Annotated in this window: 12 protein-coding genes; 7 read left to right on the plus strand and 5 right to left on the minus strand. The window is 57.3% G+C overall.

All coding sequences use genetic code 11. From position 1 onward, the window contains the following. Window positions 1-197: 197 nt before the first annotated feature. Complete coding sequence (locus ACZ5D1_RS16005) at window positions 198-962, minus strand: DeoR/GlpR family DNA-binding transcription regulator (protein ID WP_011369388.1); 765 nt, start codon at window positions 960-962, stop codon at window positions 198-200. A 154-nt stretch (window positions 963-1,116) separates the two neighbouring features. Between ACZ5D1_RS16005 and ACZ5D1_RS16010 the strand changes: the two genes are divergently transcribed. After that, entirely contained in the window at window positions 1,117-1,884 is a 768-nt protein-coding gene (locus ACZ5D1_RS16010; RefSeq protein ID WP_011369389.1) for an HAD-IIA family hydrolase, read from the plus strand. 190 nt (window positions 1,885-2,074) lie between these two features. Next, window positions 2,075-3,577: a glycerol-3-phosphate dehydrogenase gene (glpD, locus tag ACZ5D1_RS16015; RefSeq protein WP_011369390.1), complete on the plus strand. Its 1,503-nt coding sequence runs from the start codon at window positions 2,075-2,077 to the stop codon at window positions 3,575-3,577. Window positions 3,578-3,706: 129 nt separating this feature from the next. Here the strand turns inward: glpD and ACZ5D1_RS16020 are convergent, their stop codons facing one another. The 4 genes from ACZ5D1_RS16020 to ACZ5D1_RS16035 all read right to left on the minus strand — a co-directional run bounded on the left by ACZ5D1_RS16020 (window position 3,707) and on the right by ACZ5D1_RS16035 (window position 7,015). After that, window positions 3,707-4,519 carry an alpha/beta fold hydrolase gene (locus ACZ5D1_RS16020; protein WP_464555470.1) on the minus strand — a complete coding sequence of 271 codons (813 nt, stop codon included), beginning with the start codon at window positions 4,517-4,519 and terminating at the stop codon, window positions 3,707-3,709. A 167-nt stretch (window positions 4,520-4,686) separates the two neighbouring features. After that, on the minus strand, window positions 4,687-5,706 hold the full coding sequence (gap, locus tag ACZ5D1_RS16025) for a type I glyceraldehyde-3-phosphate dehydrogenase (protein WP_011369392.1): 1,020 nt from the start codon (window positions 5,704-5,706) through the stop codon (window positions 4,687-4,689). A 45-nt stretch (window positions 5,707-5,751) separates the two neighbouring features. Further along, window positions 5,752-6,312, minus strand: a complete 561-nt coding sequence (locus tag ACZ5D1_RS16030) for a GAF domain-containing protein (protein ID WP_011369393.1) — start codon at window positions 6,310-6,312, stop codon at window positions 5,752-5,754. A 487-nt stretch (window positions 6,313-6,799) separates the two neighbouring features. Beyond that, window positions 6,800-7,015: a DUF2905 domain-containing protein gene (locus ACZ5D1_RS16035; RefSeq protein ID WP_011369394.1), complete on the minus strand. Its 216-nt coding sequence runs from the start codon at window positions 7,013-7,015 to the stop codon at window positions 6,800-6,802. A 101-nt stretch (window positions 7,016-7,116) separates the two neighbouring features. Between ACZ5D1_RS16035 and ACZ5D1_RS16040 the strand changes: the two genes are divergently transcribed. The 5 genes from ACZ5D1_RS16040 (at window position 7,117) to ACZ5D1_RS16060 (ending at window position 13,462) form a co-directional block, all read left to right on the plus strand. Further along, a complete protein-coding gene (locus ACZ5D1_RS16040) occupies window positions 7,117-8,328 on the plus strand; it encodes a helix-turn-helix transcriptional regulator (RefSeq protein ID WP_027182643.1) in 1,212 nt (403 codons plus the stop codon). Window positions 8,329-8,652: 324 nt separating this feature from the next. Next, window positions 8,653-9,438, plus strand: a complete 786-nt coding sequence (locus tag ACZ5D1_RS16045; protein WP_011369396.1) for an ABC transporter substrate-binding protein — start codon at window positions 8,653-8,655, stop codon at window positions 9,436-9,438. Window positions 9,439-9,528: 90 nt separating this feature from the next. After that, window positions 9,529-10,182 carry an amino acid ABC transporter permease gene (locus tag ACZ5D1_RS16050; RefSeq protein WP_011369397.1) on the plus strand — a complete coding sequence of 218 codons (654 nt, stop codon included), beginning with the start codon at window positions 9,529-9,531 and terminating at the stop codon, window positions 10,180-10,182. Window positions 10,183-10,195: 13 nt separating this feature from the next. After that, window positions 10,196-10,939, plus strand: a complete 744-nt coding sequence (locus ACZ5D1_RS16055; protein WP_273191616.1) for an amino acid ABC transporter ATP-binding protein — start codon at window positions 10,196-10,198, stop codon at window positions 10,937-10,939. Between the two features lie 1,323 nt (window positions 10,940-12,262). Further along, window positions 12,263-13,462: a GGDEF domain-containing protein gene (locus ACZ5D1_RS16060; RefSeq protein WP_464555473.1), complete on the plus strand. Its 1,200-nt coding sequence runs from the start codon at window positions 12,263-12,265 to the stop codon at window positions 13,460-13,462. Window positions 13,463-13,750 lie beyond the last annotated feature (288 nt).

A 13,750-nucleotide genomic window follows, 5' to 3' on the forward strand; every position in this document is an offset into this window, starting at 1 on the left:
GCCCGAATCCTCCCGGTGCGGACCGTCACCTGAAAAACCTGCAGTACGGTAAATAATAACGAACGATTCTCAAAGCGTTTTTTCATATCCACGCCGCGAAAGGCGCGTATGAGACACTTTTTGAATTCTTTGATTTCCAGGCCGAAAAAGACAGCGCCCGGCAAAGAGGCAATGCCCGCCGGCGTATGCGGCAGACATCAGGCAAGAAACAGTTCCGCGCCTGATTCCTTTACCAGCGTTTCCCACTGCGGCGAAGGCAGCGGCCCGTTGGAGAACAGCGCCGTCAGGTCGCTCAGGCGCGCCATGCGCACCATGGCAGGCCGGCCGAACTTGGAGTTATCAGTCACCATGTACACATGGCGCGAACACTCGATGATGGTACGGGCCACAGCCACCTCGCGGTAGTCGTAATCCAGCAGATTACCGTCTTCATCTATGCCTGAAATGCCGATGATGCCGTAATCCACCCGGAATTCGCGTATGAAGCGTTCTGCGCTGGGCCCCACTATGCCGTTGTCTCTGTGGCGGACAGTGCCCCCCGCCACCACAACGTCATGTGATGAATTCTGGGCAAGAATGGAAGCCACGTTAAGGCTGTTGGTCACCACCCGCAGGCCTTTATGAGCCAGCAGGGCGCGGGCCACTGCTTCCGTGGTGGTGCCTATGTTTATGCACAGCGAAGCACCTTCCGGAATATGCTGGGCCACCAGCTCTCCTATGCGCCGCTTTTCGTCCATAAACATGGATTTACGCTGATCGTACACAATGTTGCTGGAGCCCAGAGGCACCCCCGCCCCACCGTGAAAGCGCTGCAGCCGGCCTTCGGCGGCCAGCGTGTTTATATCTTTACGGATGGTCTGAGGAGTCACTCCGAAACGGACGGCCAGTTCTTCGATGGTGGCATATCCCCTCTCGGCAAGGAACTCCTGTAACGATTTGTGTCGAACCGCGCTTTTGCTCATGGGCGCACTTTAGCGTTGCCGGACGCAGAAAACAAGGGTTCCGGCACTGCGGCCGCCCGTGCTGGACAGACATACAGGCGCGGCGTATCATGCGCGGATACGCATTTTCCGGCAGAGTATTTTCATTTTCGCTCATCAACCGCAGGACCAGCGCATGAATGCCAAACGCTGCTTTGTCTTCGACCTTGACGGCACAGTCTATCTGGGAGACAAGCCCATCCGCCCCACCGTGGATTTTATCCGCAACCACTGGGATACTCTCGATTTTCACTTTCTCAGCAACAACACATCCAAGTCTCCGGAAACATACATCCGCAAACTGCGCGGCATGGGCATAGCCGCCCGCATGGAACAGATTCTTTCACCGGTCACGCCGCTGGTTGCCCATCTGCGGCATCACGGCATCCGCACGGTCTATCCGGTGGGCAACAACGACTTTGTACGCTGTCTTACCGGTGCCATGCCCGAACTGACCATAGGCGAAGAGCATTGTCAGGCGGTCATTCTGGCCTACGACACCGAGTTGACGTATCAAAAACTGGCGCGCTCGGCTTTGCTGCTGCAGAACCCCGGCGTGGCGTTCCTTGCCACGCATCCGGATCTGGTATGTCCCACTCCCGAAGGCCCCGTGCCCGACGTGGGCAGCTTTATGGCCCTGTATCACACGGCCACGGGCCGGCGCCCGCAGCACATCTTCGGCAAGCCGGAAACAGCCGTGCTTGCCCCGCTGCTTGAACGGTACGCGAAAGAAGACATGGTCATGGTGGGTGACAGGCTGTCCACGGACAAGCTGCTTGCGGAAAATGCAGGTATTGATTTTCTGCTGGTGCTCAGCGGCGAAGCCAGACGGGAAGACCTTGCGGGGCTGGCCCGCCAGCCTTCTCTTGTGCTGGAGCATCTGGGCGAACTGCAAGGCTACTAATTTTTCTCTCAAAATAAGCGTCCGGAAACTGCATGAAAAGTTTCCGGACGCTTTTCCGTTACAATGCCCCCTCACATGCCCGGCGCAGAATCCATCCGGCTTTTTTTCGCACCTGTTTCGTTTTTCCTTTTTTATTTTCGTTTGCGAAAATTATTTTGACCATTCCGAAAGCAGGGTCTATGCTGCCCCCATGGAAACGAACATTTATGATGTGCTTATTGTCGGTGGCGGCATCAACGGTGCCTCCGCGGCCCGCGATGCGGCCGGCCGAGGGCTTTCCGTTGCACTCTGCGAGGCCGAAGACATAGGCTGGGCAACGTCCTCCGCGTCGTCCAAGCTTATTCACGGCGGCCTGCGCTATCTTGAACACTATGAATTCAGACTGGTGCGCGAAGCCCTGGCGGAACGCGAGGTAATCCTCGCCAATGCGCCGCACATTTCATGGCCCATGCGCATCGTGCTCCCCCATGCTCCGTGGCTGCGACCGGCGTGGCTCATCCGCGCCGGACTGTTCCTCTATGACCACCTGAGCCCGCTGCGGCAGATTGCCGGATCAGAAAAAGTCAATCTGAAAAAGCATCTCGCCGGAAGGCCGCTTTCGGACAAATTCAAAACCGGCTTTGAATATTCCGACCTCGGCGTGCTGGACACCCGTTTCTGCCTGTACAATGCCCTTGACGCGGCACTGCGCGGTGCGGCGGTGCACACGCGAACCCGCGTGGAAAAAGCCGTGCGCGAAAACGGCCTGTGGGTGGCCCGCATCCGCAACACCCGTACCGGCGAAGAAAGCGAAATCAGAGCGCGCTCCATGGTCAACACAACCGGCCCCTGGAGCAACGAATTTCTGACCAGCAGGGCTGAATCCAGCGATTCCGGCCGTATCCGCATGGTACTGGGCAGCCATATCATCGTGCCCAGACTGTACGATCATCCGTACAGCTATATTCTGCAGAACGACGACAACCGCATCGTGTTCGCCATTCCGTATGAATATGATTACACGATGATAGGCACCACTGATGTGGACTATCAGGGAGACCCCGCAAACGCTGCCTGTTCTCAGGCCGAACGTGAATACCTGTGCAAAATCACCAACAGCTACTTCCGCACGCAGATTACGCCCGAAGATATCGTCTGGGACTTTGCAGGTATCCGGCCGCTGTACTCTGACGGTAAGGATGCCACATCCGCCACACGCGATTATGTTTTCAAGGTGGAAAAAGACGCCGCCGGCAATGCCCCGCTGCTGAATGTTTTCGGCGGCAAGATAACGGCAGGCCGCGAGATAGGCGAAAAAATCGTCAACCAGCTGCTGCCGCTGCTGGGCCGCAGCGAGGCGCCCGAAACCAGCCAGTGGACAGCCACAGCTCCTCTGCCCGGCGGCGACATGCCCGAAGGCTTCGATGCCTATCTGTACGCTTTTCACCGCCGGTACCCGTGGCTGCCGGAACGCATGGCACACAGGCTGTGCCGCCACTACGGCACGCTGGCACACGATGTGCTGGCCGGTGCAACCAGCCTTGACGATCTGGGTGAACACTTCGGCGGCGGGCTGTATGAAGCCGAAGTACGCTATCAGCAGAAAAATGAATGGGCCGATGATGCCGAAAGCGTCATCTGGCGCCGTACGCGCCTTGGCCTGCATATGACTGAAGAAGAACAGGACAGGCTGCGTCGCTGGTTCGACGCATAACCTCCTTCACACGTGTTCTCCTCACTCCACTGCGGCGGTCTGCGAAAGCGGGCCGCCGTACTTTGTTGCATGCAGCAGAAAAGCCCGCACCTGTTCTGGCGCGGGCTTTTCTGCTGCGTTGCTGGCCATCTAGGTCAGTTCGCGGAACAGCGTATCGTAAAAAACAGCTCTTGCTTCACGCTCGCGCCACGGGGTGTGGCCGCAGTGCGGCAGCACTATACAGCGGAAGTCGCCCAGAGCTCCGGCAAGAGGCCTGCGCACACCCTCCACAGGATGCGGATCGTACTCGCCGTGCAGCGCCACCACAGGGCACCGCACTGATTCGGCCAGCGCCAGCAGAGCACCGCTGCGCCGCAGCGGTTCCGCCTGCGCACTCAGGGCTTCATACTGCGCAAAGCTGCAGGGCACACAGGGCTGGCGGGGAACCACGGTTCCTTCCGCCGGATTCCACGCATCGGCCGTTGAAAGCACATGGCCGAACTGCTGCAGCAGTTCGTCGCCGTGACGGCTCATATACCGGCTGTCGCCAAAGGCCGCCTGCATCCGCAAAACCTCTTCGCGTTGTCGGGCATCCAGCCTTTCCAGCCTGACAGGCATGATGCCCGCCGCATAACGGGCCTCAAACGGCGGTGCGCCTATCATCACCAGCCGGGAAACCAGTTCGGGATGCCGCGCCGCGGTCATGAATCCCAGCAGCGCCCCCCATGAATGTCCCACAAGCACTGCGGGCAACACGGCGTCGTAGCGCAGCACGCATGCCAGTTCCGCCACCAGCGCCTCCAGAGAATCGGCCCGCTGCCACGGTTCCAGCACGCCGAAACGGCTGGAAATATCACGCGCCAGCTGTCCCGCACTGCCGGGAGCTCCCGGCCCGCCGTGCAGCACCACCACGCGGCGCGGCGCCCTGCCGTGCTTTCTGAGGGCCCGTCGGACGTCATACATATGCGGAGTACATGATTTCGGACACATAGCGCTGCTTTACCGGTTATCAGTGAATGAAAAGGGACGCATGCTATCCTTTTTAGCACGCAAAAAAAAGGCCGCAACCCCCGGTTGCGGCCTTAGCATTACGTCTCAAACTGACGCATTCCGTTTACGGAGCACGTCACCTACAGGCCGCGTTCCCTCATGTATTCCACAAGGTCGGCCACACGGCACGAATAACCCCATTCGTTATCGTACCACACATACACCTTGGCCAGATTGCCTGTCTGCACCAGGGTGAAGTCCGCCTCTACAATACCCGAATGCGGGTCACCGATGAAGTCCGAAGAAACCAGCGGCAGTTCGGAGTACCCCAGAATGCCGTTCAGGCTGCCCTGAGCCGCGTTCTTCAGCGTGGCGCGCAGTTCTTCGGTGGTGGTTTCGCGCTCCAGAATGGCCACAAAGTCCACCAGCGACACCGTGGGCGTGGGTACGCGCACGGAATACCCTTCAAAGCGTCCCTTCATTTCGGGAATGACCAGCGCCACGGCCTTGGCGGCTCCGGTGGACGTGGGAATCATGTTGCAGGCGGCAGCCCGTGCACGGCGCATATCCCTGTGCGGCTGGTCAAGGATGCGCTGGTCGTTGGTGTATGAGTGCACGGTGGTCATCACACCTTTCTGGATGCCGAAGTTTTCGTGCATGACCTTGACCACGGGAGCAAGGCAGTTTGTGGTGCACGATGCGTTGGAAATGATCCTGTGTTTTGCAGGGTCGTAATCCTGATGGTTTACACCCAGCACCACGGTGATGTCTTCTTCCTTGGCAGGGGCAGAGATGACCACTTTTTTGGCGCCTGCTTCCAGATGCATGGCGGCTTTGGGGCCGGAAGTAAAAATACCGGTGGACTCGATGACGATGTCCACGTCCATGGCTCCCCACGGAATGGCGCGGGGATCGCGCTCTGCGTAGTTTTTAATCACAAAGTCGCCGCCTACGCGCATGATGTCGCCGTCAACGGAGACTTCGGGCGCAAAGCCGCGGTAGTTGGTGTCGTGGCTCAGCAGGTGCGCGTTGGTGTTGATATCGAACAGGTCGTTCACGGCCACCACGTCCACTGTGTCTCTGTGCCGTTCCCAAATGGTTTTAAGAACCTGACGGCCGATACGGCCGAAGCCGTTGATGCCGACTCTTACCTTTTTCATATGCTATCCTCCGCGGGCAGCGCATGGCGCTGGCTGCTGTGACTGCTAGTTTTCATCAACGCGGTAGATGTATTCTTCCGCCAGCCTGTTTTCACGCTTCAGCGCCTCGTACATACGGGCGTTTTCCAGCGCGATGCCGGAAAGATTGGCAATGCAGGCAAGAAAATCCAGCTCGTCTTCGGTAAAGGTTCTGGCTTCGCCGGAATACACCCGCAGCACGCCCATGACCTTTTCGCCGCGCGCCTTCAGGGGCATGACCATCAGCGAGACAAGGCCTTCCGCCGCGGCTTCGTCGCGGTACTGAAAGCGCTTGTCGCTGCGTACGTCTTCGATATGCACGGAATTGCCACGCAGCACTTCCTGATCAAGATGGCTTTTTTCCACCTGAACAGGCCCCTTGAGGGCGTAGCGCTGGCTCAGCCCGTAACTGGCGCCGGGCAGCAGCATATCACCCTGTGCATCCAGAAGACGGATGAAGCAGCCCTTGGCACCTATGGCCTTGGTTACCTGCTCCGCGATATCCGCCAGAATTCTGGAAGGCTCAAGGCTCGAGTTGATGGATTTCGCAAGGGTGTAGATGGTTTTGTACAACCGCTGGGAACTCATGACTGAAACCTGCCTTGTTGGAGGTTGTCCGGAACCGCTGCGGCTCCGGAAGAAACCCTGCCGGCCGCGTGAGGGCGACAGCGCGGCGGCCGCATACTGCAGCGGAGCGCCGCCCCGGCCGGCAACCACGAGGACGAAAGTTTTTCTGAAAACGACACTGCATGTATACCGCAAATCAGCAGGAAAAAAACACCCGCAGGCTGTAAATATACCGCCCGCCGTAAATCCGGCCGGTTCCTGCCTTGAGCCGCCGCAGCATGCACGCCGCTTCCGATAAAATTCTTTTCGTAATCGCAACATGCATCAGCACAACAAAATATGCAAGCGGGCAGCACACTTTTTCTGATTACAAAACAATTCAGGCACCTTTGGGCCGCTCTTCCGCTAAAAACACATATGCTGCAACGGCGTATTAAAATTCATTTTCACACATAAAAGTTCAAAAACGAAACATCCGGCAATATTCATACTCCTGCTGCCGCACAGGTCATCTGCGGAAAAAATATAGCAGCAGACTGCACACCACGCTGACCACTGCCATGGATGTCAGCGGGAAAAAGAATTTCACCCGCGGAGAGTCCACACGGATGTCACCCGGCAACCTGCCGAACCACTGCAGAAGCCACGGCGCACAATGCAGCACCAGCCCCGCCGCAACCAGCAGCAGTCCCGCAGCCACAAACCACCTGCCCGGAGAATCCATGATATACCTGCCCTTTTATCGCTGCAGCGCCGCCTTTTCTTGCACGACTGCGCATGATACCTGCACAGAGGTATACATGAAAAACAGGAAGTCAGCACGCCGTGAACAAAAATGATCATAATACTCCGCCGGTATGCGCGCCCGGCGACGTGGTGGAAGCATGGGACGATGTGATTCTGTACACCGATGCCGCAGGCACCGTGACAGCAGGAAACGGCAAAGCGCTACACTACCTGCCGCAAAGCGGACGCGCCGGGGCTCCCTTCTGGCAGACACTCAGGCTGGGTACACAGTCTCTGCAGCAGACCCTGCACCGCTTTGCCCCCATGCAGATACATGAAATATCCGGCACCCACGGCGAACGCTTCCTGTTACGCATCATACCGGTGCATCCTTCGCTTTCGTCCCGGGGCGGTTTTGTGGTTGTGGCAACAGACAACCGCCCGCTGGAAGCTCTGCACGAAACATACGAGGAGAGGCTGGGGGACAACATCTCCGCGTGGGCAGACTCCATAACCCTGTTCAATGCGCTGTTTGACACTGCCAAGGACGCGACCTTTCTCATCAACGAGCAGGGCATCATTCTGACGGCAAACCCCGCAGCAGGCACACGCCATGCGCCTTCCGGCGGCGAACTGGCGGGCAATCCCGCAGAAACGCTGGCAGGGGCAAGCTTTCGCCCGCGCCTGCACAACGCTATGCAGACATTACGCCCCCGCACCGTGTGGGCAGAAAAAATTGTCGCGCTGGACGCACAGGGTGAAGGATATCCTGCCGAAGCCATCCTGCGTAAGATGGAGTTCACCGGCTACAGCCTGTTTCAGCTCATTCTGCACGATCTTTCCGCTCAGGTGGAACTGAAAAAAGACCTGCAGGCACAGAAAGCCGAAGTGGAAAAAATGAACATCGCACTGCGTCAGGTTATCCGCACCGTGGAAGAAGAACGGCAGGAGATACGCGAACAGCTGACCAGTCAGGTGAAAAAACAGCTGCTGCCTGCGCTGGAACGCATAACCAAAGCCGAAACGCCCGAAGTGCGCGAAGGCTACCGCAACGTCATTCAGGAGCAGCTGAACGGCCTTACCGATACCGCCGGTGTGGAAGATGCAGACCTGCTGCGGCTTTCCCCCCGCGAAATGGAGGTCTGCCAGCTTATTCAACTGGGTCGCAACGGACAGGAAATTGCCGCGCTGCTCAACATGTCGTTTGAAACGGTACAGACACACCGCAAAAACATCCGCCGCAAGCTCGGACTCAAAGGCCGCACCGTCTCGCTTTTCAGCTACCTGCGGCGCAAGCCCGCCCTTTCATAACGGGTATACCCGAATACCCGACACATCCCCGACGCCCCCCCTTGCCCGCAGCTTATAATAGTGTTTAGCTGCAATAATTCTGTACTGTGTCTTTTACTGTGCACTTTTTTATTATGTGCACACGCAGCAGATGCCGTATCAGCATGAAACCGGACATAAGCATATGTCTGTCTTCATGCTTTTCCGGCTGTTCACCGACGTGCCCTATATTCCGGAGTATCGCAGCATATCTGCCTGCTGCCGGAGACCTGCGTACATAAAGAGCTGTTTGCCGTTTTTATCCATACGCACAAGGGCACAACATAAACCTTACCGGAGTTTACCATGAAGATTGCATTCCGTTATTTTCCGCTGGCTGCCGTGCTTATGCTCGCCCTTCTGCTTTCCGCCTGTTCAGAAGAAAAAACCGACGCGCTCAGCCGCATCAAGGAAGCGGGCGAAATCAGCTTTGCCATGAGCGGCGGTTACCCGCCCTTCAATTTTTACAATGACAGCAACGAGCTGACAGGCTTTGACGTTGACGTTGCCAAAGAGGTGGCATCGCGCCTCGGCGTTGCCTTTGTACCCGTGACCACAGAGTGGAGCGGAATCATTGAAGGACTGCGCTCCGGCGCCTACGACGGCATTCTTGGCAGCATGGCTGTCACCCCCGAACGCCTTAAGGTGGTAAACTTTTCAAACGCCTACTACTACTCTGGCGCGCAGGTAATGGTAAAAGACAGCGCCCCTTACACCGCACCGCAGGAGCTGAAAGGCAAGGTTTTCGGCGTGGTGACCGGCACAACGTTTGCCGAAGATGCCGAAAAGCTGGGCGCCGGCGAAGTGCGTCTGTACAAAGATGACACACAGACCCTGCTTGAGCTTGATAACGGCGTGGTCGACGCCGTTATCACCGACAGGGTTGTGGGTGTGAACGCCGTCAATTCCGGCAGATTCAACATCCGCATGCTGGGCGCTCCGCTGCGCAGCGAAAATATCGCCGTCGCCTTCCGCAAAGGCGAAGACACCCTGCTTAAAGAAGTCAACGCCGTACTTGCCGCCATGCACGAAGACGGCACGCTGGCCAGTCTGAGCCGCAAATGGCTTAACGCCGACATAACCACCCGCTAGCGCGTAGAAACGCTTTTACCGCCGCACACTACCCTCAGGCAGTGTGCGGCGGCTGCCCTGCCGTACAAACAACAACACACCGGAAATATTATGTACTTCGAATTTTCTGCCATACCGAAGTACCTGCCCTATTTTTTGCCTGCCGCGTGGATGACGCTGCAGGTGACAACGCTCGGCATTCTGCTGGGCTTTGTGCTGGGGCTGGGTACCTCTTTTCTGCGCATTTCCGACAAAAAGATTCTCAACCTGCCCGCCAGGGCCTACATATATCTCATCAGAGGAACCCCGCTGCTTCTGCAGCTGCTGTTCATCTATTTCGGGCTGCGCAGTCTGGCCGGTCTGGAAGCAATAACCTCTGCAGTGCTGGCGCTTGGTATCCATAACGGCGCATACATAGCGGAAATATTCCGCGGAGCCATCAGCTCCATCTCCACCGGCCAGATGGAAGCCGCCCGCAGTCTGGGCATGTCCTACCCGCGGGCCATGGTGCGCATTATTCTGCCGCAGGCGCTCAAGCGGGCCATTCCGCCGCTGGGCAACCAGTTCATCATCGCGCTTAAAGATTCCTCACTGGCCAGTACCATCACCATCAACGAACTGCTGCTCAAGTCGCAGCAACTCGCCTCGTCCAATTTCATGATGATGGAAATGCTTGCCATCGCGGCACTGTTTTACCTGCTGTATACCGCGGTGTTCAGCTGGCTGTTCCACAGGCTTGAAGCAAAACTCGATACTGGCAGTTAAAGGAGTCAGATCCATGCAGAAAAAAAACAGACCGGTTATTGATATTGCAGGCCTGCACAAATGGTTCGGCGATCATCACGTGCTCAAAGGCATCGACCTGCAGGTAATGCCTTCCGACGTTGTGGTGGTCATCGGTGCCAGCGGTTCGGGCAAAAGCACACTGCTGCGCTGCGTAAACCTGCTGGAAGACTTTCAGGACGGAGAAATACGCGTTGGCGGTGTGGCCGTGCACAAAGAGGAACAATTCATCAACACGCTGCGCTCCCGCGTGGGCATGGTGTTTCAGCATTTTCACCTTTTTCCGCATATGACCACGCTGGGCAACGTAATGGAAGGCCCGCGGCAGGTGCGCCGCATGAACAAAAAAGAAGCCCGCGAACTGGCCGGGCACTATCTGGAAAAAGTAGGCATGGCGGACAAGGCAGACGCCTATCCGGCAACTCTTTCCGGCGGGCAGAAACAACGCGTGGCCATCGCGAGAGCGCTGGCCATGGAACCCGAAGTCATGCTTTTTGATGAACCGACATCGGCTCTGGATCCGGAACTGGTGGGTGAAGTACTCTCTGTCATGCGCACGCTGGCCGAAGACGGCATGACCATGATGGTGGTCACACACGAGATGGGCTTCGCCCGCGAAGTGGCCGATACAGTGGCTTTTATGGATGAAGGCGTCATTCTGGAAAAAGAGTCTCCGCAGACGATATTCTCCTCGCCGCGGGAAGAACGCACACAGGCGTTTCTGGGGCAGATACTCTGACCCCGCATGCCGCTGACGCCTCCGGCGGGCAGGGAGATGATCTCCCTGCACCCTCAATGCGCGCCTCGCACACTCCACAGAAACGCTTGCGGCGCGCTGTACTGCCTTGCTCCGTACCGGCAATGCCGCCCCGCACGCCCGCAAGCACACAGCTGACCGAACGGCCTGTGGCGCAACCGGGGATGCAAGGGGGATCATTCCCCTTGCCCGTCGGAGGCATGAAGCAACCACACCTGAAGACGCCTCCGGCGGGCAGGGAGATGATCTCCCTGCACCCTCGACGCGCGTCTCGCATGTTCCTCAGATACGCCTGCAGCGCGCTGTACTGCTTTGCTCCGTACCGGCAATGCCGCCCCGTACGCCCGCAAGCGCACAGCTGACCGAACGGCCTGTGGCGCAAAGGGGGATGCAAGGGGAATCAGTCCCCTTGCCCGTCGGAGGCAGAAAACAATCACGCAGGAAAACGCCTCCGGCGGGCAGGGAGATGATCTCCCTGCACCCTCGACGCGCGTCTCGCACACTCCACAGAAACGCCTACGGCGCGCTGTACTGCCTTGCTCCGTACCGGCTATGCCGCGCTGTACGCCCGCAAGCGCACAGCTGACCGAACGGCCTGTGGCGCAACGGGGGATGCAAGGGGAATCATTCCCTTTGCCCGTCGGAGAAAGAAAACAATCGCACATGAAAACGCCTCCGGCGGGCAGGGAGATGATCTCCCTGCACCCTCGACGCGCGTCTCGCATGTTCCTCAGATACGCCTGCAGCGCGCTGTACTGCCCTGCTCCGTACCGGCAATGCCGCCCCGTACGCCCGCAAGCACACAGCTGACCGAACGGCCTGTGGCGCAACGGGGGATGCAAGGGGAATCATTCCCTTTGCCCGTCGGAGACAGAAAACAATCACACAGAAAAACGCCTCCGGCGGGCAGGGAGATGATCTCCCTGCACCCTCAACGCGCGCCTCGCACACTCCACAGATAAGCCTGCAGCGCGCTGTACTGCCTTGCTCCGTACCGGCAATGCCGCCCCGTACGCCCGCAAGCTCACAGCTGACCGAACGGCCTGTGGCACAACCGGGGATGCAAGGGGGATCATTCCCCTTGCTCGTCGGAGACATGAAGCAACCACACCTGAAGACGCCTCCGGCGGGCAGATTATAAGTTTAATTTTTTCATCGCCCGATATGGTAAACATATCCGCCTGTCCGTATGGCAGCACCTTTCCGGGCCGTCTGCCACGGAACAGAGGACGCCTTGTCTTGTCTTGTCAGGCGCGCAAATACCGGTATAGTGCCTCCACACAACGCACATTATAGCACCATATCATGATAGACATCCGCACAGTTCTCATACTCAATGCTCTTGTATTTCTTATCGCCACGGGCTTTTCGTATTATATGTATACAAGAAAAGTTCCTGTAGATGGTGTAAAATGGCTTATTGCCGGATTCGGTTGCGGACTTATAAGCATGGTAAGCTTTTTTACAAGAGGCTATATACCAACAGTCTACTCAGTACTTTTCGGCAACTCACTTGCACTACTTTTTCTTATTATAATATATAACTGGGTAAGAGTATTTCTTGGCAAAGAAAAACTGACAAAACGCCAGTGGTCTTTTATCGCCGCTATCATAGCTGCATCAGCCTGCACCTATACATACTATGTTGCCATCGACAATAATATTTTCATACGGATATTCATTGTCAATACTCTTGTCGGCATAATAGGACTTCTCTGCGGATACACGCTTGTTCGCGTAAAAGACGTCACATTCTGCAAAATAACAGGCATCAGCTGCCTGCTGCACGGCTCATACAGCATTATTTACGGAACAGTCAGCCTGCTGAGCCAGCAGAGTTCTGTGGAGTATCTGCAGGCCGGCCCGCTTATCAAATTTTCCGTTCTTGTCTCTCTGGTTTTCGGCATCATGCTGATGATGGGAGTCAGCAGCATGATCAATGAACGGCTGGTACAGATGCTGGAAAAGGAAGCCCGGACAGACCCGCTGACCGGACTGGGCAACCGGCGGGCTCTATACACGGCCGCAGCCCATCATGTGGCCCGCCTGCACCGCCTGTGTGAACCGCTGGTCATACTTGTGATGGACCTTGACCGGTTCAAATCCGTCAATGACAAGTTCGGCCATCCTGCAGGTGACGCCCTGCTCCGGCATTTTGCCGCCATACTGCAAAAACAGTTCAGAGGCACAGATCAACTGTTCCGCTTCGGCGGAGAAGAGTTTGTCGCGCTGCTGCAGCCTTCGGACGAACGGGGTGCTGTATGTCTGGCCGAAAGACTCCGCAGGGAGGTTGCCGCATGCCCCCTTCAGCTGGGCGGCGCTTCCATCGCTGTCACCGTCAGTATAGGCATTGCCAATATGCTGCCGGAAGAACCCGACATCACCAGAGCACTCGGCCGTGCCGATCAGGCTTTGTATAAAGCCAAGGCAGGCGGAAGAAACAGGGTGGAAAGTTCGTACACCGTGCATGCCGCCGACTGTACAGAGCCTGTACCCGCCGTCTGACTTTCACCGCACCGGCGCGCTTGCCGGACTTCCTTCACTCCTTTCCTTCTCCGGTGTCCGCGTGCCGTTGCGTGCGTTATCACGTTCCGCCCGCGCCTGCTTATTCCCATTTTCCATTCAGTACACAGCTGATGCGCCGCGCACCGCCTCCCCCCCCGCAAAGGCGCACTCCGGCACTCTGGCTGCTTTCTGCGGCCATCCCCTCCGGTTCCTTAAGCAGAAAAAAGTTATCCTCAGACTGATATGTATAATTTAACAGCCGGTAACGGAGCGTATGATGGTTGCATC

Source organism: Oleidesulfovibrio vietnamensis (assembly GCF_055388115.1).

What these genes read in the sequence shown, in the direction of transcription:
- ACZ5D1_RS16005 (WP_011369388.1), bottom strand. Translation starts at nt 962, where the DNA reads ATGAGCAAAAGCGCGGTTCGACACAAATCGTTACAGGAGTTCCTTGCC.
- ACZ5D1_RS16010 (WP_011369389.1), top strand. Translation starts at nt 1,117, where the DNA reads ATGAATGCCAAACGCTGCTTTGTCTTCGACCTTGACGGCACAGTCTAT.
- glpD (WP_011369390.1), top strand. Translation starts at nt 2,075, where the DNA reads ATGGAAACGAACATTTATGATGTGCTTATTGTCGGTGGCGGCATCAAC.
- ACZ5D1_RS16020 (WP_464555470.1), bottom strand. Translation starts at nt 4,519, where the DNA reads ATGTATGACGTCCGACGGGCCCTCAGAAAGCACGGCAGGGCGCCGCGC.
- gap (WP_011369392.1), bottom strand. Translation starts at nt 5,706, where the DNA reads ATGAAAAAGGTAAGAGTCGGCATCAACGGCTTCGGCCGTATCGGCCGT.
- ACZ5D1_RS16030 (WP_011369393.1), bottom strand. Translation starts at nt 6,312, where the DNA reads ATGAGTTCCCAGCGGTTGTACAAAACCATCTACACCCTTGCGAAATCC.
- ACZ5D1_RS16035 (WP_011369394.1), bottom strand. Translation starts at nt 7,015, where the DNA reads ATGGATTCTCCGGGCAGGTGGTTTGTGGCTGCGGGACTGCTGCTGGTT.
- ACZ5D1_RS16045 (WP_011369396.1), top strand. Translation starts at nt 8,653, where the DNA reads ATGAAGATTGCATTCCGTTATTTTCCGCTGGCTGCCGTGCTTATGCTC.
- ACZ5D1_RS16050 (WP_011369397.1), top strand. Translation starts at nt 9,529, where the DNA reads ATGTACTTCGAATTTTCTGCCATACCGAAGTACCTGCCCTATTTTTTG.
- ACZ5D1_RS16055 (WP_273191616.1), top strand. Translation starts at nt 10,196, where the DNA reads ATGCAGAAAAAAAACAGACCGGTTATTGATATTGCAGGCCTGCACAAA.
- ACZ5D1_RS16060 (WP_464555473.1), top strand. Translation starts at nt 12,263, where the DNA reads ATGATAGACATCCGCACAGTTCTCATACTCAATGCTCTTGTATTTCTT.